Below are 24,594 nucleotides of genomic sequence, written 5' to 3'. Positions count from 1 at the left end.
GGACAATTTTAAAATGTAAGATTAACACCAAACGAAAAACTCCTCATAAAGGCATATTGTTTACCTGAATTTTCTGTCATCAAACCAACATCTTCACCTGTCATTTGATCAACAATATCAGGAGTCATGAAAGGAGGCAGACCTGTTTTTTCCCAAAGGTTCAAACCACTAACATACACACGAGCCTGTTCCAACTTCAATTTAGACAACCAATTCTTAGGAATGTTGTAGCGTATCGTAATATCTTTCAAGCGAATATACGCTGCATTTTGTAGATATTTACTTTGAACCTGCTTACTACGTTTATTAGCACTACCTGTTAAACGAGGATAATATGCTTTCGGATTCTCATACGTCCACGTATTATCTATATGATATTGGGTGACACAAGAATTGTAAATTCCACGAGAAAATCCCCAGAAGATATCACTACTTGTCCACATATCGCGTTTTCCTATACCTTCAAAAATAGCACGAATATCAAAGCCATGCCATCCAACACTTCCTTGGAAGTTGAAACGATAGCGCGGAGTAGAGTTACCAATAATTTTCTTATCACCAGGATTATCCAACGTTACAGTACCATTATTAATTACACCATCACCATTCAAATCCTTATAACGAATGTCACCTGGATACCACTTACTTGAAATGAATTTCTGCACATAATTCATGCGGTCAGCTTCAAACTCATCTTGAATAAAACCATCAGTTACAAATCCCCAAATCTCTCCGAATTTATAACCTTTATAATACATACTCAACGAGCCATTTGGATTATCGAATTTTGTAATCTCTGCCTGATAATCTGATAAGCCTACCGTAAGCGAGTAATCCAGCGGACTACCTAACACATTCTTTATTCGATCCTTCCAAGTACATTCAACTTCCCAGCCTATGGTTCTCATATCGGCTACGTTTTCCTTGCCGCCACCTGTACCCAGCACAGCCGGCAGTGTTACCGAACGAACCATATCTTTTGTATCACGAATATAAAAATCGAAAGTTCCTGCAAAACGATTATTAAATATTGCCCAATCTAAGCCAACGTCCTTACTCACAACTTTTTCCCAAGTCACCAAACTCGGTAAAGTCGGAATATTCAAAGCATTAATTACCTTACCATTCATCATATAATTATTCAACACCCTACCTGTAAGCATAGACATATAGGGGTGATAACCATCTGTTATTTGATTACCAAGCGCACCTATAGAAGCTCTGATTTTTAGATTATCAATGATTTTACTCAGAGGCTTAAAGAATTTTTCTTCAGAGATACGCCATCCTACAGAAGCTGATGGAAAGAAAGCCCAACGATCATGTTTCGCATATTTTGACGAACCATCATACCGACCATTCAATTCCAACAAATATTTACTCTGATAGTCATAATTCAAACGGAAGAAGGTTCCTTGAACTCTCCATATATCATCCTGTTCATCATTATCTTTATAATTGATAGCCAAATCCGACACAGGTAGGTCATTGTTATACAAATCAGTCATGGTATATGCCGTAGAAAAATAGTGCTTTTCTTCTTGGTTATAACCCAACATCACAGCTAAATTATGCGTCTCATCAAATACTTTCTTATATTCAGCCCACACATTGATAGCTTGATAAATATTGTTCGAATTATAGTTCTTCACATAATTTGGCGTTTCTACGGTATATACAGGGCCACCTTCCGGAAATGTCTGAGTCATTTCTTTACGATGGATTTTCTGAATTGTTGAATAACGATTCCATGAATAATCTCCTTTAATCGATAGTCCTTTAATAGGATGCAAATCAAAGCGACCTGTATACCACTGATCCCACGTATTTTTCTTATTACGCCCAGCTAATGCCATCTTACCAATAATGTTAAAGTTGCCACTATTCAGATATAAGCCTGCAAAATCTCCATTGGGCAAGAAAACAGATAAAGTAGGATACATACGATATACCTCATAATACCACGTTTGAGCAGACGATCCACCATTATCCATATAAGGTTCGTCATTCTTTATATTGCTCATGCGAGTCGCAAAACTCATATCTAACCAAGGAGTCAGCTTTGTATCAAAATTAAACGATAGGTTGAAACGTTTATAGGTATCATTTCCATAACGGAAAATACCAGACTGATCTTTATAACCAACGGATGCATAATAATTATTACGCTCTGTTCCACCAGAAAGGCTCACGTTATGTTGCTGCATGAAAGCCGCTTTGCGATAGAATTCTCTCAACCAGTTCGTATTACCCACATACGCCCATCCTGGATTACTCGGACTATAATTAGAGTTCTGTATACCTTCGGTATCTACAAGAATGGCAGGATTGTTTGCAGGATCCGCAATATGAGCATCTAATGCAGCCATAAATTTGTCATTAAAATAATAACCACCCGGAGTATCATAGCCGTATGCCTTGTTCCACATACGCGCCCATACGTCTGAACGAGGCATCTTTGGTAAACGAGCTGGAGAACTCCAAGACATATTATTATTATAAGTCACACGGGTCTTTTGATTGCGCTGTCCTTTCTTGGTCGTAACCAACATCACACCAAAAGCAGCGCGAGCACCATATACAGCTGCAGCCGACGCATCTTTCAAAACAGATACTGTTTCTACGTCTTGCGGATTAATCAAAGATAAATCAGATATTTCTACCCCATCTACCAACACCAAAGCATTACCACCATTCAGTGACGTGTTACCACGTATATTGATTTTTGCAGCTTGATTGGGCTGACCGCTATTGAAGGTAATATTTAAGTTTGGAATCATTCCCTGCAATCCTTGTGCAATATTACCAATCGGACGATTCTCTAATATCCCCCCCGATACAGTAGCCACAGCACCGGTCAAGTTCAATTTCTTTTGAGTACCATAACCCACTACAACCACCTCATTTAAAGATGCAGAACCTTCTTCTAATTTTATTTTCAAGAATCCTGTTTTATCTGTCACCCATATTTTCTTCGTATTGAAACCAATGTATGAAACCACAAATAAAACGCGCTGTCCTCCTTTTACTTCTACAGAGAACGCACCATCTAAATCGGTGATCGCATTAATATTAGTTCCTGGCAAAGTAATATTAACACCCGGCAAAGGAACTCCATTCGCGTCTACGACCTTACCGCTAACTTTATAGTCTGTTTGAGTATCTACAACATCCTTGACCGCATCCTCTGTATTTGCTAAATTAACTATGACTACTTGTTTTCCTTTAACGGTATATCCCAAATTTCTAGACGGAAGTACTTTGTCTAAAATAGAAACTACTGATTCATTGTTTGCCTTAACTGTTACTTTTTCGTGATTTCTTAAAACATCATCTTTAAAAAAGAATACATATTCGCTTTCCTTTTCCAATGTTTTAAATAAAGTAGTTAAAGGCTTATTTATCAAATTGATTGATACACGTGTAGATTGAAGCAATAACAAACTTTCATTCGCCCGAGTTTTTGGCAAATGGACCATTAAAAGAAGACATAAAAGTAAAATTCGCCCTACATTGAAGGTCGGTTTTTCACGTTTACTCCTCGTTTGAGAATATTTTTTCATATTTTGGTATTAAAGATTGGTGACAACTATAATGAGTTATTTTCAATTAACTTGAAAGCAGCCGTATGATATTTCTCAGGTATTGGCTATATTTTAAGATGGTTGTTTCTTTTTCATTTTTTATATTTTAAAGTTAAACATCTATTCGTTAGGTTTGATTTTCTTGTCTTATTCTTTAGGTTTGATATAAAAAACATCATTCCTTTTAACGATTTGCAAAGGCGTTGTTAAAGAGATTGTAGATAAAACATCTTCTATTGTACGATTCAAATCAAGATTACCATAGTACAATTCTTCTTTCAAATTACCACTCACTTCTATTTTCACGGCATAGTATCTGGCCAATGATTTTAATATATCGTTTAATTTTTGTCCATTAAAATTCATCAAATCATCTTTCCAACAAATATACTTATCAACATCTACCTGATCTACATTCACCTTTCCATGATCATTAGAAAGCCGCTGATTGGGAACTAAACGTGTTCTAACGGTATTCCCTATATTCACATCCACGCTACCTTGTACAAGAACAACTGCCGACTCGCTATCACTTGCGTAATCAGTCACGTTAAACGAAGTCCCCAATACCGTTACTTCTAAACGATTTGTCTTTACCACGAATGGATGAGCTACGTCTTTCTTAACTTCAAGATACACTTCACCTTGTACATTCAGAATTCTGTTTGTCGAAAAATTAGACGCGTAAGATATTAAAGAGCCAGAATTAATCCACAAAGTAGACCCATCAGGTAAGAAAAGCTTTGAGCGCTTCCCATACGGAACAACAATCTGATTTACAGAAACTTTCCCTAATCGAGAATCAGCGACTAACTGATCGTCTACACTTACGGCACCATCCTCTCCAACCTTAATTGAAGCATTGTTTTTATTTAATCCTACGACTTGCTTTCCATTTAAGAACACCTTCACTTGTTTAGAATGGTATAAAGAGTCCATTTCCAAAGCGATTGAATTATGCGTCGTATAAGTAGTCTGAGAACTAACCATCCAATAATATGTACACAAACAAAGTAAAAATACAGCAGCCACACTTGCAACAGACATCATCCATCGATAACGAAGAGACGTCGAATGTCTCGAAATAGGTGTCACTAAGTTGTGTGAATCTCCCTTGCGAGCCTTACTCATCATTACGTCAAAACTATGCGTTTTATAAGAGAGACTCGTATTTTTACCATCCTCAATCACTCTAACACCTCGAATAATAGTGATAGCTAAATCAATCTTAGCTTCACAACCTGGATATCTAAGTTTATAAGATTGCAAATCAAAACCATTGGCCAAAGTTCCATACTTTGTCCATTGAAACAGTTCGTCATCTAATAAAAATAATTCTATGTCTTTATAAGTATATTGAGTCATTTGCATCCCTCGTTTATTCTATGACAAATTAGAATGCACTTTTATACTCACAAGATATGTTCTTTTTATAAAAATATGCAAAATAAAAAGGCATAATGACTGTTACAACTGTACAGTAATTACTTGTAAAACAGATAAAAAAGAAACCATCGATGTTTCTTTGCGAATTTTTCCTATTGAGCGAAATAAAAGATTACGAGCTGACTGTACATGAATATCCATTATTTCTGAAATTTCTTCAAAACTCATTTCATGTACAAATCTAAGATAAATAATTTCCTTTTGACGACCAGTGAGTCCTTTCATAATACAATGTATTTCGTCAGAAAGCTGCTGAGCTTGATTAGAAAACATCTCATCATCAATGGTATAATTCAAATCAAAAGGAAAATCATAATCCTCAAGTGAACGAAGTTTAGAATGGCGAAGAAGTTGATTATAAATTTGATTTTTTAAAGCACGAAATAAAAAAGAGCGTAATTTGGTATTGTCATTTAACTCCATTTTTTTTTGATACAACTTAACAAACAAATCCTGAATCACATCTTCTACCATTTCATCATCACCCCCCACACGACGACCATACATTAACAAATCATCAAAGAATAGAAGATAGAGACGAGAAAAAGCTAATTCGTTTCCATCCAAAAAGTCCATCCAAAGAGTAATAATTTGTTGTTGTTCGCTAAGCGTCATAATTCCTTTTTTAAAACCGATACTAAAGTGATTTAAACTAATTGATGTTGAAAAACAACGTACAAATAGCCACATTTGTTATATTATGGGTGACCAAACTGATCTCATAACAAAATAACTATATACGCTGTATTGGACAAATATAGATATTTTTTTTCAGTTCTAAGCCAGTTGAGATAAAAAATAGAAATATTTCGGGGATCTCATCTTCCCGTTCATAGATAGTAGACATTAGCAGACTAAGATTCTATTTTTCAAAAAAAGATTAGCGAACAGCAACAAAACAAAATCCCTCGTATCCAAACTGATACGAGGGAGGAGTTAGAGATTAACAATCTACAGTATTACTGTGATTGATTATTTCTTTTCGGGAACCGCGAACTTTGTACCGGTCGCCTGAACCAGTTTTTTAGCAAAGGAAGTAGGATAACCGGGACGTTTCACCTTGGCTCCAAGCCCGGTATCCGTACGCAAGAATCGGCCATCTTTCGTTGGTTTTACAGCCATGTCATTGTATTTCACTATGAGATACACAGCCAATTCGTTCCAACGGTTGAGCATACGCTGCGCCTGGAGATTGCTGTAATCATTCAGATACTTCAGAGCCGCAGCCTTATCGGTAGTATAAAGCGCCTTAGCATGTGCTTCCACTTCTTCCTGCTGTACAAAATAACGATGTTCCAGACTGTCACGAACTGCTTTCAGCTCCGGAAATAGCAGACTGTAACGAGGATAAACCATATTGCTGACCCAATTACAAACCCAATAAGCATTTTTCATGGAGAATGTTACGGCGTCGACATCAGGCGTATTGTAGCACTCCGGTTGAACAGTATTGCCACAATAAACAGGCGTATAGGCAACCATATTGCCATCATCGTTGCCAAACCAAAGAACACCTCCTATCTCACGAGGCAACCATGAACGCATTTCGCTGACATAGGAGAAACCTGTCTGCTGGGTACTCGTAGGACGTTCATTGAAATAGCTCTTGCCATCCACTTTGAACGTCAATGGTGTTGGGCGGTAAGGCATTTGCCAGATTCCGCCACCAAAATCGAGGGTATCGGTAGCCAAAGGCGTACCTTCATAATGGTCGCGCATGGCCATTTGTACATCTTGAATACTCAGCTTATGATCAGGCACAACCCAAAGTGGCATATCCTCTGCATGAAGATCCTTGCCTTCTGCCCAAGGCAGATAGCGGTCGAAGCCACTCTTGAAGTGATTGAAGAAAGCCCAAACACGCGCGTCGCAGAAACGGCGACCGGAGAAATCAGGAGCAGCATAAACCATCTTCCATGAAAAATCAGCATCCTTGCCACTGAACCAACCTTTCTGACGAGCAAACTTAATAACATCCTTTGAATAAAGAACATTTTGTTTATCCTTCATGTTGAACTTGCCAATGCGGCTTTGGTTGGCGTGAGCGCATATCGCATTATCAGGAATGCGCTGCGCAACCCAAACTACGCCTTTAGAACCAGGGCCCTTACCCATCATTTCCATAATCCAGGCTTCATTAGGATCGCAGATTGTGAAGGTTTCGCCCTCGCTATTATAACCATAAGTCTCAGCCAATGTCGTCATGACATAAATGGCCTGACGAGCTGTTTTAGAACGTTGAAGCGCGATATAGATAAGACTGCCGTAGTCAAGAATACCCGTTGAATCGACCATCTCTTCACGCCCCCCATAGGTTGTCTCGCCTATCGTAACTTGATATTCATTAATGTTACCTATAACATTATAGGTTACAGGTGCTTCGGGTATCTGCCCATGATACACTTTGGTATCCCAATCATATACCTGACGCATTTCTCCTTTCTTATGGATTCCGGCAGGATAATGAGCCAGACCAATGAACATACCATAATCATCGGCATTGTATGTACAGATAACACTACCATTGACACTCGCCCCCTTGCCTACAATAAAATTGGTACAGGCCAGTGAATAACTTGCAACAAACAGCAAGCTTAGCATTAATAAATAAATTTTCTTCATATCAGCAAGCTTTAAAACTCATATCCAATCCCTTGACGCTATGGGTTAGCGCTCCAACGCTTATGAAATCAACACCCTGCTCAGCATAAGCCCTGAGCATTTCGAAAGTAATACCACCACTCGATTCGGTTTCAAAGCGATGGTTAACCAATTCGACCGCCTTCTTTGTATCTGCTACAGAGAAGTTATCGAGCATGATACGGTCAACGCCGCCATGATCAAGTACACGTTGAAGTTCTGCAAAATTACGAACTTCAATTTCAATCTTCAAATCAAGATTCTTATCTTTCAAATAAGCATGGCAACGATCAATGGCATTCTCTATTCCGCCGGCAAAATCGATATGATTATCTTTCAGAAGAATCATATCGAAAAGTCCAATTCGATGATTCATTCCCCCACCAATCTTTACAGCTTGCTTCTCTAACATGCGCAATCCCGGTGTTGTCTTCCGAGTATCAAGCACACGCGTTTGCGTTCCTTCAAGCTGTCGGACATACTTACGGGTCATTGTCGCGATGCCACTCATACGCTGCATGATATTAAGCATGAGACGCTCTGTCTGAAGCAAAGAACGTGTTTTACCGGCAACAATCATAGCTATATCACCTGGTTTCACATCACTGCCGTCTTCTATCAGCACGTTTACACGCAAAGTTGGATCAAAACGCGCAAAGACTTTCTTTGCCATTTCTATTCCTGCCAGTACACCTTCTTCCTTAATAAGCAAATGGGACTGGCCTTGCGCGTCTTCGGGGATACAGCATAAGGTTGTATGATCACCATCACCGATATCCTCCGCAAAAGCGAGATCAATCAGTTTGTCTTCTAATTCATCTACTGACAACATAATATTCTCTTCAATCTATAATTATTTCTCAAGTCTTATTTCTCTTTCTGTCATAGTACCTCCGTCTTGACTCCTTTTAGAAGACGCAGAATCATTGGGAACGGAACTACTTTGAGGTTTACTCTCTCTTTTCGCATGCATTCTTATCAACTGGATGTTCTGAATAAACATCAACTTCAAAGTGGATTGATTCTGGCTCACGCCTACGTTTCCATTAAGGAGAAAGAAACCACTGATCTGTTTAATGCCAAGCCGTCGATCGTCGCTGATACTCATGCTATAATGCGATGAACTGGAAACATGAACATTTTGTGTTGCAACACTGTCATTTTTAAACTCAACAACCATCACGCCGAGGCCATCACGCATGCCATCTTGGAAAAGGAACTGTGCGTCAAAATTCAGCATAATTCGATCTCCGGCATGGTATGCCGTATCTGTCTCAAACTTGAAATTATAAAGATTTGACGGTTTGATTGTTGAAAGTACTATCGACCGATCGCCATTCCATACATTCGCTGTGTCACCAGTAGACGTCAGAATAATGCTATTAGTGGAAGTGGCACCCAATCCCGCCGCTTCCAAGCTCATCCGATCCGATAGTTTCTGATAAATAGCATGGAGTAAATCTGCATGTCTCATATAATAGACCATCGAAGAATCAAAGTCTGCCTTCGTAATATCATATTTATGAAACACAGCCTGGCGGTATGACATTAAACTGGTTGTATCTGCGTCAGGAAGTTGAGCCATGCCGTCAGCAATATGATAGTCATATAAAATATCTTCCATCTTACCGGGCTGAATGTATTTTGAGGGAACACCTGGTTTACAAGAGACAACGAATTCTACCAAGATACATAGTAGAAATATGTTTTTCAACTTATCAATATTAGGCTTTTTAAAATGGAAGACCTCAGAAAGTGACTCCAGATCATGACGAAAAAAAAGCAACATGATTACAACGCCCACAGAAATACATGCGTCGGCAAAGTTAAAGACCGGCGAAAAGAAGATAAACTCTTCACCTCCTTTAAAAGGGACCCATTCCGGCCAGGTTGTAACAATCAATGGGAAATAGAACATATCAACCACCTTTCCCTGTAATAACGGCGCATACCCACTTCCAAAGTTGGTAAACTCTGAAATATAAAAGGGTGACGATGCGGTAAATATCTGGCCATAAAATACACAATCAAAGATATTTCCGGCCGCACCTGCAGTGATCAGCGCCAAACATAGCAAATAGCTTAAGCGATGGGTCGTCCTTGACAGTTTGATCATATACCAAATAAGAAACACAACTGCAACCAAACGCATGGATGTCAAGAATATCTTGTTGATAAAAGTCATACCATAGGCCATGCCGTTGTTCTCTATAAATGTAATATAAAACCAGTCAGTTACATGTATAGAATCACCTAAATGCATATTTGTCTTGACCTCTATTTTGATGAATTGATCAATAACGACAATTATAAACACCAAAATAAAGGCCAAAACAGAGTGTGAAAAAAGTTTCTTTGACTTATTCATTATTCTTTCTTGCATTCTTAGAGGCAACGCTCAACGTAGCATGAGGCACGATGCGGAGACGTTCTTTCGGAATCAGTTCGCCAGTAATACGATCAATTCCATACGTTTTGTTTTCGATTCGAATCAGGGCGGCCTCAAGCCCCTTAATAAACTTTTGCTGACGCTGTGCCAGTTGAATCATTTCCTCTTTACTTTGATTCGCTCCCCCCTCTTCCAGCATTTTATTATAAGTAGGCGAAGTGTCGTCTACTCCATTACCTTCTTGATTCATCAGCTGTTTCATCATCGACTGATAGTCGCGACGAGCAATCACTAATTTATCATTGATGATTTGGCGGAATTCGCCCAAATCCTCATCACTGTATCTTACTTTCGTTTCCATAAATATTAAGATTACATATTCAATGTTATAAATTTAGAGGTGTATGATTAGAAATGTAATAACAATCTCAAATCATGACACCTTTATTACCTATTTAATCTTTTTCTACTTTGATCTTTAATGTAAAATCATCAAATTCTGTTTCTACACCATCATTATCCGCAATCTTAATTGCATTGGCAAGAACCTGACTCTTTATCATATCACCGAATGACTCTATTGCGTCATTTGTTTCTTTACACGAAGCAATAGTAACTATAATGCGATCCGTTATCTCAAGTCCTGTCTCTTTACGAAGATTCTGAATTCGGTTAATCAATTCACGGGCCATGCCTTCACGCTTCAACTCATCAGTCAATTCCACCTCGAGTGCAACCGTCAAGTTGCCTTCATTACCAACTAACCATCCGGGAATATCTTCGCTAATAATTTCAACATCACTCAATTCAACCGCCACATGCTGTCCTTCGATATCAAAATCAATTGCTCCAGAAACTTCCAATGTTGCAATTTCATCCTGGCTCAGCGCATCCATTCTGGCCGCAACAAGCTTCATTAACTTGCCAAACTTCTTGCCCATTACGCGAAAGTTACATTTTACTTTCTTAACAAGAATACCTTGACCTTCAACGAATTTCAGTTCCTTGACATTCACCTCACTCTTAATCAAGTCGGCAACAGCCATGATATGATTCTTCTGTTCAGCGTCAACGGCTGGAACCATGATCTGTGCCAATGGTTGACGCACCTTGATATTAACTTTACGGCGTAGAGCAAGTGTCATGGAAGTAATCTTCTGTGCCATGCCCATCCGAATTTCGAGATCAGCATCTATTGCCGTTACATCTGCTGTTGGGAATTTATCAAGATGCACACTTTCCAGCTTTCCACCTAAATCATGATAAAGCTCATCTGCATAGAACGGCGCAAACGGTGCCAAAAGCTTAGTCACTACCATCAAACAAGTATAAAGAGTCTGGTAAGCAGATAGCTTGTCTTCACTCATATCCGTACCCCAGAAACGTTTACGGTTAAGGCGCACATACCAGTTGCTCAAGTCATCATTGACAAAAGTGTCGATCAGACGGCCTGCACGAGTCGGATCATAGCTCTCAAGTTCGTTCTCAACGTTCTTAATCAGAGTATTTACCTTCGAGATAATCCAACGATCAATCTCCGGACGCTTGTCCAACGCAATCAAAGGCAACTCGGGATCAAAACCGTCAACATTTGCATAAAGCGCAAAGAAGCTATAAGTATTATATAAAGTGCCAAAGAACTTACGACGAATTTCATCAACGCCGTTAGGATCAAACTTTAAGTTATCCCAAGGTTCAGAGTTAGTCACCATATAGAATCGGACAGGATCAGCACCATATTTCTCAATCATCTCAAAAGGATTGGTCACATTACCGACATGCTTGCTCATCTTATTTCCCTTGGCGTCTAATACCAGACCTGTGGAAATTACATTCTTAAAAGCAACGTGATCAAATACCATTGTAGATATAGCATGCAAGGTAAAGAACCAACCGCGTGTCTGGTCTACTCCCTCATTAATAAAATCTGCAGGATAGAATGCAGGGGGAATAGGAATTCCCTCGTAAGTAGAGGTAACTAACTGATGACGATATTCTGTCTCCTCCATACCTGTAGCTTTCAATCCCTTTTCCGCAATTTCGCCCTCAAAAGGATAATGCTGCTGGGCATAGGGCATAGCGCCAGAATCAAACCAAACATCGATCAGGTCGCTTTCGCGTTTCATCGGCTCACCCGCCTCGTTGACCAATACGATATTATCAACATACGGACGATGCAAGTCTATCTTATCATAATTTTCCTTAGAATAATCGCCAGGCACAAAACCATTGTTTTTCAAAGAATTCGCCTTCATCACGCCGGCAGCCACACTCTTTTCTATTTCTTGATACAATTCCTCCAGGCTACCTATACACTTTTCATTACGTTTATCATCACGCCAAATCGGAAGAGGTGTTCCCCAGAAACGAGAACGAGATAGATTCCAGTCATTCAGATTTTCCAGCCAATTGCCAAAACGACCCGTTCCGGTCGATTCCGGCTGCCAACGAATCCTTTTATTTAATTCTACCATTCGCTCTTTCTTGGCTGTGTCTTTAATAAACCAACTATCAAGCGGATAATAAAGAATCGGTTTATCAGTACGCCAACAATGCGGGTAGTTATGCACATGTTTCTCTATCTTGAATGCAGAGCCCTCCTGCTTCATCTCCATACAGATGACAACATTGAGGTCTTCATCCTTTTCACTTGCTTTTTTATCCCACACGCCATCCGGATTATACTTAGGATCATAAGAATTCTTAACATAATCGCCGGCATGATTTGAATAGGCTTTTACGTTAACACAGGCCTTTACGAAGTTTTCATCCAGATCTTCAATGAGATAATATTTACCTTGAAGATCAACCATGGGTCTCGTTTCGCCTTGTTTATTAATCAAGTATAAAGCCGGGATATTCGCGTCCTTTGCCACTTTAGCGTCATCAGCACCAAATGTAGGCGCAATGTGGACAATACCCGTACCATCTTCCGTGGTAACGTAATCGCCAAGAATCACTCGGAATGCCTCGCTATCCATTTCTACAAACCGGTCACGACCGTCCGCGCTTGTAAACACCTTTTCAGAATGTGCTGCCGCATATTTTTTCACGAAATCCGGCGCGAAGCTGTCAACCTTCTCGCAAGGCTTCACCCAAGGCATTAGTTGCCGATAATGAAGTCCCTCCAATTCGGTTCCCTTCACTCTGTCGACAATACGCCAAGGACATTGCTTTCTTTCTTTATCAAATGCTCCCAGTTCACTTCCTTTTACTTCTTGCTCAGGATCCAGATAAGCATGGACACGACTTTCTGCCATAACGAGCGTAACCGGCTCACCGTCATAAAGATTATACGTCTCCACCGCAACGTAATCAATCTTGGGGCCTACACACAATGCTACGTTCGACGCCAGTGTCCATGGTGTCGTCGTCCAAGCAATAAAATATGGCTTCCCATGATTAGTCCATTCGACTTTCGGATCCTTAATCAGAAATTGTGCTGTTACGGTCGTATCCTTTACGTCACGGTAGCATCCCGGCTGATTCAGCTCATGACTTGACAAGCCGGTACCGGCAGCCGGAGAATATGGTTGTATCGTATAGCCTTTGTACAACAAGCCTTTGTTATAAAGCTGCTTCAAAAGCCACCAAAGAGTTTCTATATATTTGTTGTCATAAGTAATATAGGGATTATCAATATCCACAAAGTATCCCATCTTCTCCGTCAGTTCACGCCATTCTGCCGTGAACTTCATCACGTTCTCACGACATTTTTTATTATAATCCTCTGTAGAGATATATTTTTCAGAAGCCTTGTTGTCAATATCTTTCTTTGTAATACCAAGTTCCTTCTCTACACCAAGTTCTACAGGCAGTCCATGCGTGTCCCATCCTGCTTTTCTCAGGACCTGATAACCACGCATCGTTTTATAACGATTGAATGTATCCTTGATGGCACGCGCCAGCACATGATGAATACCGGGATGGCCGTTTGCTGAAGGAGGACCTTCAAAGAAAATAAATTGCGGACATCCTTCGCGTTGATCTATTGATTTATGGAACACGTCTTTCTGTTCCCATGCTGCCAGTATTTCCTTGTTGGTTTGACTCAGATCCAAACCTCTATGCTCGGCAAATTTCTTAGCCATATTCTACTATCCTTACTTGATTAAAATAATGGGCGCAAAGGTAAGAAAAAAATATCTCAATGCCAAAATGAAGGAAAGAAAAGTGAAATGTGAAGCTACATTTTGCAAATTGAGTAGAAATATGTATTTTTGCACGCAAAATCATAATAACAATAAAACTGACAAAGTGAAATGGATTGGTTAATAAATCTTTTTACAACCCAAGACTCTGTAGCCCACATTGCGTTACTCTACTCTTTCGTTATCGCCGTCGGTGTCTTACTTGGAAAAGTAAAGATCGGCGGTATTTCTTTGGGAGTTACTTTCGTTTTATTTGCGGGAATCGTCGCCGGACACATTGGCTTTACGGCACCGACGAACATTCTTACTTTCGTACAAGACTTTGGCTTAATACTTTTTGTTTTTTGCATCGGCCTCCAAGTCGGCCCCGGCTTTTTCGAGAGCTTCCGCAAAGGTGGCGTGGCGCTCAACGGCCTTGCTTCAGCAATGATCATACTCAACATTCTGGTAATGTTCGGTTGTTACTATATTCTTTTTGACACCAGCGACATCAAAAATCTGCCTATGATGATAGGAACCTTGTATGGTGCCGTTACCAATACGCCCGGTCTCGGTGCGGCTAATGAGGCTTTGACGAGTATTTTCGGCAAAGGTGATGTTCCGCAAATCGCGTCAGGATATGCCTGTGCCTATCCTTTGGGTGTGCTAGGAATCATTGGTGCAACCATAGCTGTCAGATATATATGCCGAGTGAGACTCGAAGATGAGGAAAAAGCGCTCGAGGAACAAGAAGCGGAAAATCCCCATGCCAAGCCCCATCAGATGCACCTGAAAGTAACCAACGCTTATATTGCCGGCCGTACGTTGGGTGAAATTTCCGAATTCTTAAATCGCGACATGGTCTGTTCACGCTTGCTTCACGACGGTCAAGTGACCATCCCCACGCGTGATACCGTGTTTGCGCTCGATGACGAACTTTTCATTGTTTGTGCCGAAGCCGACTCCGAAGCAATCCAGGCATTCATCGGCCCCGCGCTCGATACTCCTTGGAATGTTGAAGCGGAAAAGCAGCCGATGATTTCAAAACGCATCGTAGTAACACGTCCATCCATGAATGGAAAGACACTGGGTAAAATGCACTTCAACAGTGTCTATGGTGTCAACGTAACCAGAATCACCCGTCAGGGCATGGATCTTTTTGCCAGCCGTGACCACCATTTCCATGTAGGCGACCGCATTATGGTCGTCGGCCCTGAAGACAACGTGAATCGTGTGGCCGAAATGATGGGCAACTCCATAAAGCGCTTAGACGCTCCCAACATCGCGACAATCTTTATCGGTATCTTGGTCGGAATCCTCTTCGGTAGCATTCCACTCTCAATGCCGGGCATGCCGGTACCCTTGAAGTTAGGTATTGCCGGTGGTCCGCTGATTATCGCCATCCTCATCGGGCGCTTTGGCTACCGCGTCAAACTCGTCACCTATACCACCACGTCAGCCAATATGATGCTGCGCGAATTCGGACTGGCCCTCTTCCTCGCCTCCGTCGGAATCAAGGCCGGAGCCGGTTTCTGGGACACCGTGATAGCGGGCGACGGTTTAAAATACGTATATACAGGCTTTTTAATAACCATCATTCCCATTTTAATTATCGGTCCGATTGCCCGAATGAAGTTCAAGTTCAACTATTTCACCATCATGGGTATGATTTCCGGAACCTACACCGACCCACCCGCACTCGCCTATGCCAACAGCATCTGCTCTAAAGAGGCGCCGGCCGTAGGCTATAGCACGGTCTATCCATTGAGTATGTTCCTCAGAATTTTCACGGCACAGATCATGGTCCTGTTCTTCTGCGGAGCCTGACCAAGCGGGCATTCCCCCTTTCATCATCATGCGTAATTGAAAGCCGGAAGGAAAGCAGCCATCAAGGCAGCGTATTCCTGACATATTTCAATTACGCATTTTTCTTTAATGGATTTCTTCACAACACATTTGTGATTATTGCCAACCCGGATAAACGCCACGGCAAACGGCGGCAGCCTTGCCGAGCTTCGGCAAGCGCCAAAGCAAAACAGATGTTAAATGCCGAGCTTCAGCAAACGCCAAAGCAAAACAGATGTTAAATTCCGGACTTCGGCAAACGCCAAAACAAAAACAGGTGTTAAATGCCGGACTTCGGCAAACGCCAAAACAAAACAGGTGTTAAATGCCGGACTTCGGCAAACGCCAAAGCAAAACAGGTGTTAAATGCCGAGCTTCAGCAAACGCCAAAGCAAAACAGATGTTAAACGCCGAAGCTCGGCAAACGACGGCTGCTTTCGGAGTGTCGGAGATGTAAGACGATATTTCGACAAGGGCTTCGACGGGAATCTTTTTGAGGCATAACCTTGCGCCAACTTATAAAGCTAATTATAAGACTAAATGGTGGAAAGTTATGCCTCGTTTGTATCATTTATAAATGTGTGCCGACTCCAAATCGTCGGTAAATACGGTTTGTTCATATTGGTTGCCATAGTTGTCAATGGCAACCACGCGCACCTTGGCCTCCGGATTCTTGAGCTTGTAGACGAAGTCATGGGTGGACGTCTGGCTGTAGGTGGCGGGATTACGTCCGACCACTCCGATATGATAAGCTTGTGCCCAAGCGTCGGTTTTGAAGTAATCGGCATACGACAACGTCATGTCACCACTGTAGAAGCCGTCTTCATACACCTGTATTTTCCAATTCGTGTCGTAGTTCCAAACGTTGGCAACGATATAGTCTCTTTTCAATTCGTAACCATACGTGCCATGGTCGCCGCCCCATGTGCCGTCTCCGTGGTGCAACCTGATTTGGAAACTTTTGTCGAACCTGGTACTCTTATAGTAGTTGTTGACGATTTTGTTTCCGTCAATCTCATACACCTGATAACCGTTGGGCGTTCCTTCCCCGCAGATATTCGAATGCCACCATGCGCCACATGCCGCACCGTGAATGCGCTCGGCGAAGTTGTAAGGCTTCGTTCCGTGGAAGTTTTCTTGGTAATGCGTATGTCCCGACAACATGAGCAGGTTGGCATAGCCTTCGAGAAGTTGCATCATCTGCGTACGATTCTTGTTGTTGGTCTGCCGCCATGGAATATGATAGTAGACCACGATCATCTTGTCTTTTGACACATATTGCAGGTCGCTTTTCATCCATGCCAGCACTTCATCGGTAATTCCGCCTTTATAGTCCTTGGAGGTGTTATAGAGAATGTTATCTAAGCAGATGAAGTGCACGTTGCCCCGATTAAACGAGTAATTGAGCGGACCGAAATTTTCACGGAAGGTTTTGGTAACGTCGTTCCCGCTCTTGCCCGATTCTTTGTCGTGGTTGCCTATGGTCACGAAGAAAGGCATGGAGGTGGACTGCAAAAGCACTCGCATGGAGTTGGTAAGTTCCGGATGCCCTTCATCGACGATATCGCCAAGACAGAGTCCGTAGATGGGGAGTTTGCTGCCGTCAACGGTCTGCTTAACGTCGGGCATCGTCTCCGTGCGAAAACGCTCCACGTCGCTGTTGCTTTTTACCTGCGGATCGGCCATGACGAGCAAGTTGAAATGGTTCTCGTCACCGCTCAGCCGGGTCAGCTTGAAATCATATTGCTTCTCGTTGCCCGTCAGTGATTTATAGAAAGCCGTAGAACTGGCCTTATACCCCTTGGGTATGGAGTAGCTCACATACAGCGCGCCACTTCGGCGTTTCATCTGATACCATCCTTTGTCATTGGTAACGACACTCTGAAAGCCATCGCTCACGACTACATCTGCGACTCCCGCTCCCCGATCGTCGATAATCTGTCCGTAGAGGTCGTTGCCGGCATTGGGCTTGAAGGTTCCTGAATTGCCTCCGTTGTCAGGCGGAGCGGGAGATGGCGTGTCACCGGGCGAACCGCACGAAGCAACCGGAAAAGTTATCATTACCAGCAGTGACAGCAAAAAGATATTCTTAATTTTATTCTTCATAATGCGTTTGATTATTTTACAGAAACTACGATATCGTCGATGGCAAAACGTTTATTGCCCTTGGTCGTGAAGATAATACGCGTATCGGCAGAGGCGTCGCGGATGGTGAACCGTACGTCCTCCCATTCACTGCCGGCCTTGGCCTTTACGTGCTTGTAAGTGTATGTGGCGATAGAAGGTGTTCCCGATCCTTCGAAGCTGATGACGAGGCTTCCGCCCTCCTCATCTACCCATTCGGCCACTCTTAAAGCCACTTCTACGTTGCTCTTGTCCTTGCCGAGCGCGCCAAAGGCCGGGGTCACGATCTTTCCTACAGCGCTTGCCGTACCAAGCTTGATATACCCGGGACGCTCATATACCTTGGAGCCTTCCCAATCTTCGAGTCCCTTGGAGATAAGATAAGAATGGGCCATTGTGGCAAAGAGGTCGTTGGAACCGTCCTGGTTGGCTGTGCGTGACTGCAAGTTGCCAAGTGGCTCGGGAGGAATGTTCTTGCCGTTGCCGTCTTTAATCCATGTCGGCATCGTTCCGGGGTGTCCCCCAACGAAGTCTCCGCCATAGACGCAAAGGTCGAAATGCTGTTCAAGTATAATTCGGTCGTTCACCGTCGTATTTAAACTGACGGGCGCAACGTCCGCCTGATCCGTGCTGATGGTGACCGTGAGTTTTCCTGATCTGGCAGGCGTGCCGCCGATGGGAATGGAGAATGTCCCGGTGGCGGCCTCAAGTGTTATGGTTTCGTCTTCCACGGTCAGTCCTTCGGCAGCTTCCCCGCCAAGACTGACGTGAAGCCCGAGCTTCATGCCCTTATAACCGTACTCGTAAGGAATATTGACGGATACGCCTGTGGCAGACTGCCCCACCTGCAGGGAAGAGGAAAGGCTGGCCGTACCCAGCTTGAAGGGATGTCCCTCTTCTTGCTCACAGTTCACGACAAGTGTCTTTCCGGCGGCAGACAACTGAAAGGAGGCTTGCCGCGCCGCGCCTGTGTTGTGGGCCGCTGAGACGATAATCCGTTCACGCGTCCGGCCGTCGCCTTCGCCATTGCTCTTGCTGAACGAAAGCCACTGGACCTCCGTCGTAATCTGCCATGCGCCCGAAGCGCATACAGTGAAAGTCCGCCCATCTTCCGCGCTTGAGAAGTACAACCGGTCGTCACTTCCCAAAAGAATCGACTCGCTGTTGTCACTGCACGCCCCCAGAACAGCTATGAGTGCCATTGTACACACTACATATTTGAATATGCTGTATTTTTTCATACTGATTGTTTGCTAAATGGTTTGTCAAAAAGTTTTCTTTAGTCCTTTTACGCATCGGACTCGAATGAATCAAGGCCTCATTCCCATCCGTAGTTCTGCTTGAGATTAGGGTTCTTGACCCGTGCCGCCGTCGGGATGGGATGCACGTATTTCTTATTCTCCCAGACATTGTCGTTGGCGACATAGAGGCGACCATCCTTAAAGGTATAGAAACGAGTCTTGCTCAAATCTATGTACGTGACGTTCTTGTCTTTCTTGCCCGGAGCCTTGTCTACGACCATAAGGTCGGGAGTGCCATCGCCGTCGGTATCTACTGCTCGGTTTTTCTCTCCGATATAGATGGACCCTAAGCTCTTGGTGAGCATCTCTCCTTCTTTCCATCGCATGAGATCGTCGTAACGTAGCCCGGCGGCTTCAAAGAAGAGTTCAATAGCACGCTCACGACGGATTTCCAGAATCCATTTGTCGTTCACCATTTCGTTATAATAGCTTATGAGGTAAGGGTCGGCGGCGGCAGGCACGCTACCATTGACGCCGGCACGCTCACGGAGAGGACGTATGGTCTGATTCCAAACCTTTTCGGTCATTTGCCCCAGTTCGGCTTTAGCTTCCGCCTCGTTGAGCAAAATTTCCGCGTAGCGAATCACGGGAACCGCGTTGCTGCAATGGTTGGTCACTTCATAATACGTGCCGTCCATATTGTACTTGATAACTTGATATCCGGTCATCGTGACACTCCAATTAGGGGCGGCTGCTATCTGCACTCCGTTGTTATTGGCCTTTGTATAACCCGGAGCCATCATCACTTGAGCCAGCCGGCAATCACGGTTGGCGCAGTTTTCCACAAAAGTCTTGGTGGAATAATCAGGTGAGTCGGTAAACCGGCTGCCATCACGATTAAGATAAGTGTTGACAAACTCCTGTGTAGGCGACCAGCGGTTCGACAGATTCCCGGAAGACACGAATATCTGCGTCAGGTTATGGAGCGAGCTGAGGTCGGCGCTATATTCCTTTGCCCAAATCACCTCTTGCCTGACGGGCGTTTCCTGTTGGAAAACGTGTCGGTAATCGGTTTCAGGTTTACCCGTATTATAGAGTTTAAATTGTCCCGAATCTATGATTTTCTCGGAAGCGTCGATACATTCCCTAAGGTATCTTTGGAACGCGTTCTGCTCCTTCCAGGGCTGACCGGTGGAGGGGTTGACTGCATGATATTTGCGGTAAGTACCCTCAAAGAGGCATATACGCGACTTCATGGCAAGAGCCATCCACGGTGTAACGGTGGTCTCGCTGCGATTCGTGATATGATCACAGGCGTAGTTGATGTCCCGGAGCACACTGTCCATAACAACCTCTCGGTCGTCACGGAGCTTGTAGAGAGCCGTCGTATCCTTGGCATCTATCGTATGGTTGTACCAAGGCACGTCGCCATAAGTCTTCACTTTTTCAAAGTAGAAAAGCGCACGCCAGAATCGTGCAATGCCACGGTAGTGATTAATCACTTCAACAGGGCATTCTGCCTTACCCATATGCTCCAAGAAGTAGTTGACACGGAAGAGGTCTTTCCAGGCGCCTATCGTCCAGCCGGACATCTGGCTTGCGGTGAAATTCTTTTGAAGAAGAGCGTCGGTGGTGTTGCGGGCCAGATAGTCGCATGTGGATCCGCCTGTGGTCAGTCCCTCAGCGCCAGGGGTCATATTGAGGTATAGCCCGTTGGCATAGAGCTGGAGTTGTTCTTCGTTGGCGAAGAACCGCTCCGAATCCATCCTGGAGATAGGCTTCTTGTCTAAGTAGTCGTCACAAGAGCTGCAAGACAACGCGACGAGTGCCAGGCATATATATATCTTTTTCATATAGTTATTATTTCTATGTGTAGTTATTTTGATTAGAAAGTGATGTTGAGTCCCAAAGACAGACTCTTGAGCATAGGATAGCTGTAACCGTCGCCGGCTACGCCTGTCTGTCCGTTCCACCCGGAGGCATCGCCTGAACTGATTACTTCAGGATCGAAATTCTTGGCCCACTTATGCAACGGTGTGATGGTAAGGAGGTTTTCACCCGAAACATAGACCATGAGATTGGTGAGGCCTATCCTTGAGACGAGGCTGCGCTGGAAGGTGTAAGACAAGCTGACGGTCTTTAAGCGCAGGTAAGCCGCATTCTGCAGATAACGGTTATTTCTGCGGGCAAGAGTACCTTTGCCGTCTTCCGCGATATAGCCGCGCAGACGGGGCCAATAAGCCGTAGGATTGGTTATATTTCCGTTTTCGTCGACTCCAGCACGGTTGGCCGCGTTCTGCCAAGGCAGGTCATATCCATAGACGCGCGCGTAATTACCCCAGAAGAGGCCTGCCTCGCTGTTTGGGTACCAGTCGCGTTTGCCCACTCCCTGCCAGAACATAGATATTCCAACACCTTTCCAGTCGGCACCGTAGCTGAAACTATAGCAATAGCGAGGCGTAGTGTTGCCTATTTTGATAAAGTCACCATGATTTTCCAACGTGTTATTGCCTATATCTATCTTCTTATCATCATTAATATCTCTGAACTTCAAGTCACCTGCTTCCCATACCTGACCTGAACGGTTATAATTGTGGAGCCAGCTCTGGTCCGGGGAGTTCTGCACGTCCTCTTTGCTCTGGAAGAATCCAAGGCAGTCGAAACCCCATATTTCACCCACTTCCTTACCTTTATAATATGAGGTGATGGTATTCGTGGTAGCGGTATATTTCGTAATTTTGCTATTGGCATTCCACAGGGCGGCTTTGACATGATAGTTGAGAGGGCTACCGGCCACCATTACACGGTCTCTCCATCCGAGGCTGATTTCCCATCCGTCGGTGCGCATATCCGCGTTATTGCCTTTGGGAGCACTGTTACCGTATACCGCGGGAAGCTCATCGCCGACGACATACATGTCCTTCGTATTCTTGCGGTAGATATCAAATGAAAAGGTGAACCGGTTCTTGAACATGTCAATGTCGACACCCAAGTTATAGGTGATGACCTTTTCCCAAGTAAGTCCACTCGGCACCGGTGCGGGCGCCTGTGTATAGTTGGCAAGTTTCCCGTTGATAACGCTGGTACCGCGGCTGATACTCATAGTGGAAAGATACTGATAGGGAGATACAAGTCCGTTACCGGCCTCTCCTACCGAGACACGCAACTTGAGGTTGTCGAGGAAACGCTTGCGCAGCGATTCCATCCAAGGCTCTTCGCTGATGCGCCATCCCAAGGAGGCTGAAGGAAAGAAGCCCCACTGCTGGTTAGTCGGGAACTTAGAACTGCCGTCATAACGTCCGCTTGTTTCAAACAAATAACGTCCTTTCCAATTATAGTTCAAACGATAGAATAAGCCTACAAATGCCCAATCATAGGAGCCATTGTCATTAATATAATAGGTATCGCCATCCGCGAAATTGAAGTTAGGCATGTCCGGCTCCAGCAACCCCTGGCGCATAACACGCGTAGAGCGATACATCTCCTGTTCGAGATTCCAGCCACCCATGGCCTTGAGATTATGTCCACCGAGAAGTTTCGGAGTATAGGTAAGGGTGGCGCTACCGGCCATGTATTCCGTGTCGTAGTAGCGATGTTCAAGATGGCTATAGTTATACCATGACCATTTTTCCGTGGGTGATATCATGGCATCGTAAACATTGCCTACTTGCTCCCGGCGCTGATGATTACGCTTGTAGGTGAAGTCCGCTTTACCTTGGAGCACGTCTTTGACGATGTCGGCATAGAGCGTTGTCGTATTGGCGACGTTAGACCATTTGTTCCGGCGCCACGAGGTTCCTTCCGCAAATCCCGCATAACCTGTATATACAGCAGCCTGCGTCCAAGTACCATCGGTGTTGCGGAGCGTGGCAACGGGGAACCCCTGTGTCTCTATCTGCCGCTGGATGGGGATTCGGGTATCCAGGTTGTTGCGGTCGTAAGCGTACATGACGATAGGCTCATGGTAATCCTGCAAAAATACGTCGGTATTATTCTCCAAACGAAGCCAGCGATTGATTTTCAGCATGCCTTTCGCACGGATATTATAGCGGTTGAAATGCTCATTGCCAACCTTGTAGATACCGTTATTGCCGTTATATCTGCCACTGACGTAAAAAGTGGCGCGATCAGAACCGCCACTGATGGATACATTGTGCTGGGTGGCGAAGTTATTGTTGCGATAAAGGGCGCCAAACCAGTCGGTATTACCATAGTATTCGTAATAACCGTTGTCATTGGTACGCTGTTTTTCAAGCAACGGATTGGCATTGCGCCGCTGCAATTCCGAATACCATTCGCTCCAACTTCTATTATGGGCATTGAACACATTATTGATAGTGCTGGGCTCGGTTCCCCGATATCCCATGTAAGCCTCATAGAAATCGTTAGTCCATTGTAGCCCGTTAGTGACGACATCATATTTTACGGTGCGGCGTACCAGCGATACCTGACCGGAATATTTCACGACGGTTTTTCCGGCTTTCGCACTTTTGGTAGTGACAAGAATGACACCGAAAGCTCCGCGTGCACCGTAGACAGCTGCCGACGACGCGTCTTTCAGCACGGAAACGCTCTCCACGTCGTCGGGGTTAACCTGCGAAAGGCTTCCTTCCACCCCGTCGATGAGTACGAGCGCGGAACCACCGGCTCCGATGGAGTTCACGTTGCCACGAATATGGATATTACCGCCACGGGTGGAACGTCCGTCCGCCTGTGTAATGGTAAGCCCTGGAATTTGTCCTTGTAGTGACCGTGTTATGTTGGTATTGGCACGGTTCTCCACAACATCGCCGGACACTTTATCTATTGCGCCTACAATGTCTCGTTTCTTTTGTACGCCATAACCCACCACGACGAGTTCGTCGAGCGAGCTGACACTTTCTTTCAGCATAATGGCCATATGCCCTCCTGAAGCACGGAGGCTCTGTGCCAAATACCCCACGTATGACACTTTCAACAGATCGCCCTTTTGGGCCTGAACCGAAAAGTTACCGTCCACATCAGTGACGGCGCCTTGTTTCGTAGAAGTGTTTTGCACGGTAACACCAATGAGCGGATTGCCATTGGTATCCGTTACAGTACCTTTGACGAGGGACTGTGCTTGGATGGTCATCGCATTAATCAGTAATGCCAAAAGAGCTATGAATCGGAAGCGTCTTGTGTTTCTTCCTACATTTTTGTACTTTTTCATTGCT

The 24,594-nt window shown here is 43.9% G+C and carries 13 protein-coding genes and 1 pseudogene; 1 reads left to right on the top strand and 13 read right to left on the bottom strand.

Going from position 1 to position 24,594, the window contains the following annotated elements; translation table 11 throughout:
• Window positions 1-8 precede the first annotated feature (8 nt).
• From JHU38_RS02430 to ileS, 9 genes and pseudogenes are all read right to left on the bottom strand, one after another.
• Window positions 9-3,563, bottom strand: coding sequence for a TonB-dependent receptor (locus JHU38_RS02430; protein ID WP_107582612.1), 3,555 nt, complete (start codon window positions 3,561-3,563; stop codon window positions 9-11).
• Between the two features lie 168 nt (window positions 3,564-3,731).
• Window positions 3,732-4,949: a FecR family protein gene (locus tag JHU38_RS02425; RefSeq protein ID WP_107583158.1), complete on the bottom strand. Its 1,218-nt coding sequence runs from the start codon at window positions 4,947-4,949 to the stop codon at window positions 3,732-3,734.
• Between the two features lie 102 nt (window positions 4,950-5,051).
• The gene (locus tag JHU38_RS02420; protein WP_232369807.1) at window positions 5,052-5,720 is read right to left on the bottom strand and encodes an RNA polymerase sigma factor; all 669 of its coding nucleotides are present in this window, start codon (window positions 5,718-5,720) and stop codon (window positions 5,052-5,054) included.
• Between the two features lie 282 nt (window positions 5,721-6,002).
• A complete protein-coding gene (locus JHU38_RS02415; RefSeq protein WP_107582613.1) occupies window positions 6,003-7,652 on the bottom strand; it encodes a dipeptidase in 1,650 nt (549 codons plus the stop codon).
• 1 nt (window position 7,653) lies between these two features.
• Window positions 7,654-8,502 (bottom strand): carboxylating nicotinate-nucleotide diphosphorylase, encoded by an 849-nt coding sequence (gene nadC, locus JHU38_RS02410; RefSeq protein WP_107582614.1) that lies wholly within the window; start codon window positions 8,500-8,502, stop codon window positions 7,654-7,656.
• Window positions 8,503-8,523: 21 nt separating this feature from the next.
• Entirely contained in the window at window positions 8,524-9,357 is an 834-nt protein-coding gene (locus tag JHU38_RS12370; protein ID WP_262897263.1) for a DUF4296 domain-containing protein, read from the bottom strand.
• A 60-nt stretch (window positions 9,358-9,417) separates the two neighbouring features.
• Window positions 9,418-10,038: pseudogene (locus JHU38_RS12365) on the bottom strand (lipoprotein signal peptidase); the annotation flags it as partial.
• On the bottom strand, window positions 10,031-10,420 hold the full coding sequence (locus JHU38_RS02400) for a TraR/DksA family transcriptional regulator (RefSeq protein ID WP_107582616.1): 390 nt from the start codon (window positions 10,418-10,420) through the stop codon (window positions 10,031-10,033). The pseudogene JHU38_RS12365 and the gene JHU38_RS02400, both read right to left, overlap by 8 nt.
• 94 nt (window positions 10,421-10,514) lie before the next feature.
• A complete protein-coding gene (gene ileS, locus JHU38_RS02395) occupies window positions 10,515-14,150 on the bottom strand; it encodes an isoleucine--tRNA ligase (RefSeq protein ID WP_107582617.1) in 3,636 nt (1,211 codons plus the stop codon).
• Window positions 14,151-14,321: 171 nt separating this feature from the next.
• On the opposite strand from ileS, the gene JHU38_RS02390 reads away from it, so the two are divergent.
• Window positions 14,322-16,016 (top strand): putative transporter, encoded by a 1,695-nt coding sequence (locus JHU38_RS02390; protein ID WP_107582618.1) that lies wholly within the window; start codon window positions 14,322-14,324, stop codon window positions 16,014-16,016.
• A 585-nt stretch (window positions 16,017-16,601) separates the two neighbouring features.
• Here the strand turns inward: JHU38_RS02390 and JHU38_RS02385 are convergent.
• The 4 genes from JHU38_RS02385 to JHU38_RS02370 all read right to left on the bottom strand — a co-directional run bounded on the left by JHU38_RS02385 (window position 16,602) and on the right by JHU38_RS02370 (window position 24,590).
• Window positions 16,602-18,140, bottom strand: coding sequence for a calcineurin-like phosphoesterase C-terminal domain-containing protein (locus tag JHU38_RS02385; protein WP_107582621.1), 1,539 nt, complete (start codon window positions 18,138-18,140; stop codon window positions 16,602-16,604).
• Window positions 18,141-18,151: 11 nt separating this feature from the next.
• Window positions 18,152-19,399 carry a BACON domain-containing protein gene (locus JHU38_RS02380; RefSeq protein ID WP_107582622.1) on the bottom strand — a complete coding sequence of 416 codons (1,248 nt, stop codon included), beginning with the start codon at window positions 19,397-19,399 and terminating at the stop codon, window positions 18,152-18,154.
• A 77-nt stretch (window positions 19,400-19,476) separates the two neighbouring features.
• Complete coding sequence (locus tag JHU38_RS02375) at window positions 19,477-21,252, bottom strand: RagB/SusD family nutrient uptake outer membrane protein (protein WP_107582623.1); 1,776 nt, start codon at window positions 21,250-21,252, stop codon at window positions 19,477-19,479.
• Between the two features lie 32 nt (window positions 21,253-21,284).
• Complete coding sequence (locus JHU38_RS02370) at window positions 21,285-24,590, bottom strand: SusC/RagA family TonB-linked outer membrane protein (protein WP_107582624.1); 3,306 nt, start codon at window positions 24,588-24,590, stop codon at window positions 21,285-21,287.
• Window positions 24,591-24,594: the final 4 nt, after the last annotated feature.

The sequence above is a fragment of the Prevotella illustrans genome (genome assembly GCF_017426725.1).
Lineage (GTDB): Bacteria > Bacteroidota > Bacteroidia > Bacteroidales > Bacteroidaceae > Prevotella > Prevotella illustrans.
This window is presented reverse-complemented; position numbering and strand designations above follow the sequence as displayed.

Excerpts from the sequence above, each read along its gene's own strand:
- JHU38_RS02375 (WP_107582623.1), bottom strand. The coding sequence starts at position 21,252 with ATGAAAAAGATATATATATGCCTGGCACTCGTCGCGTTGTCTTGCAGC.
- JHU38_RS02430 (WP_107582612.1), bottom strand. The coding sequence starts at position 3,563 with ATGAAAAAATATTCTCAAACGAGGAGTAAACGTGAAAAACCGACCTTC.
- JHU38_RS02370 (WP_107582624.1), bottom strand. The coding sequence starts at position 24,590 with ATGAAAAAGTACAAAAATGTAGGAAGAAACACAAGACGCTTCCGATTC.
- JHU38_RS02420 (WP_232369807.1), bottom strand. The coding sequence starts at position 5,720 with ATGTGGCTATTTGTACGTTGTTTTTCAACATCAATTAGTTTAAATCAC.
- JHU38_RS02385 (WP_107582621.1), bottom strand. The coding sequence starts at position 18,140 with ATGAAGAATAAAATTAAGAATATCTTTTTGCTGTCACTGCTGGTAATG.
- JHU38_RS02415 (WP_107582613.1), bottom strand. The coding sequence starts at position 7,652 with ATGAAGAAAATTTATTTATTAATGCTAAGCTTGCTGTTTGTTGCAAGT.
- JHU38_RS02425 (WP_107583158.1), bottom strand. The coding sequence starts at position 4,949 with ATGACTCAATATACTTATAAAGACATAGAATTATTTTTATTAGATGAC.
- ileS (WP_107582617.1), bottom strand. The coding sequence starts at position 14,150 with ATGGCTAAGAAATTTGCCGAGCATAGAGGTTTGGATCTGAGTCAAACC.
- nadC (WP_107582614.1), bottom strand. The coding sequence starts at position 8,502 with ATGTTGTCAGTAGATGAATTAGAAGACAAACTGATTGATCTCGCTTTT.
- JHU38_RS02400 (WP_107582616.1), bottom strand. The coding sequence starts at position 10,420 with ATGGAAACGAAAGTAAGATACAGTGATGAGGATTTGGGCGAATTCCGC.
- JHU38_RS02380 (WP_107582622.1), bottom strand. The coding sequence starts at position 19,399 with ATGAAAAAATACAGCATATTCAAATATGTAGTGTGTACAATGGCACTC.
- JHU38_RS02390 (WP_107582618.1), top strand. The coding sequence starts at position 14,322 with ATGGATTGGTTAATAAATCTTTTTACAACCCAAGACTCTGTAGCCCAC.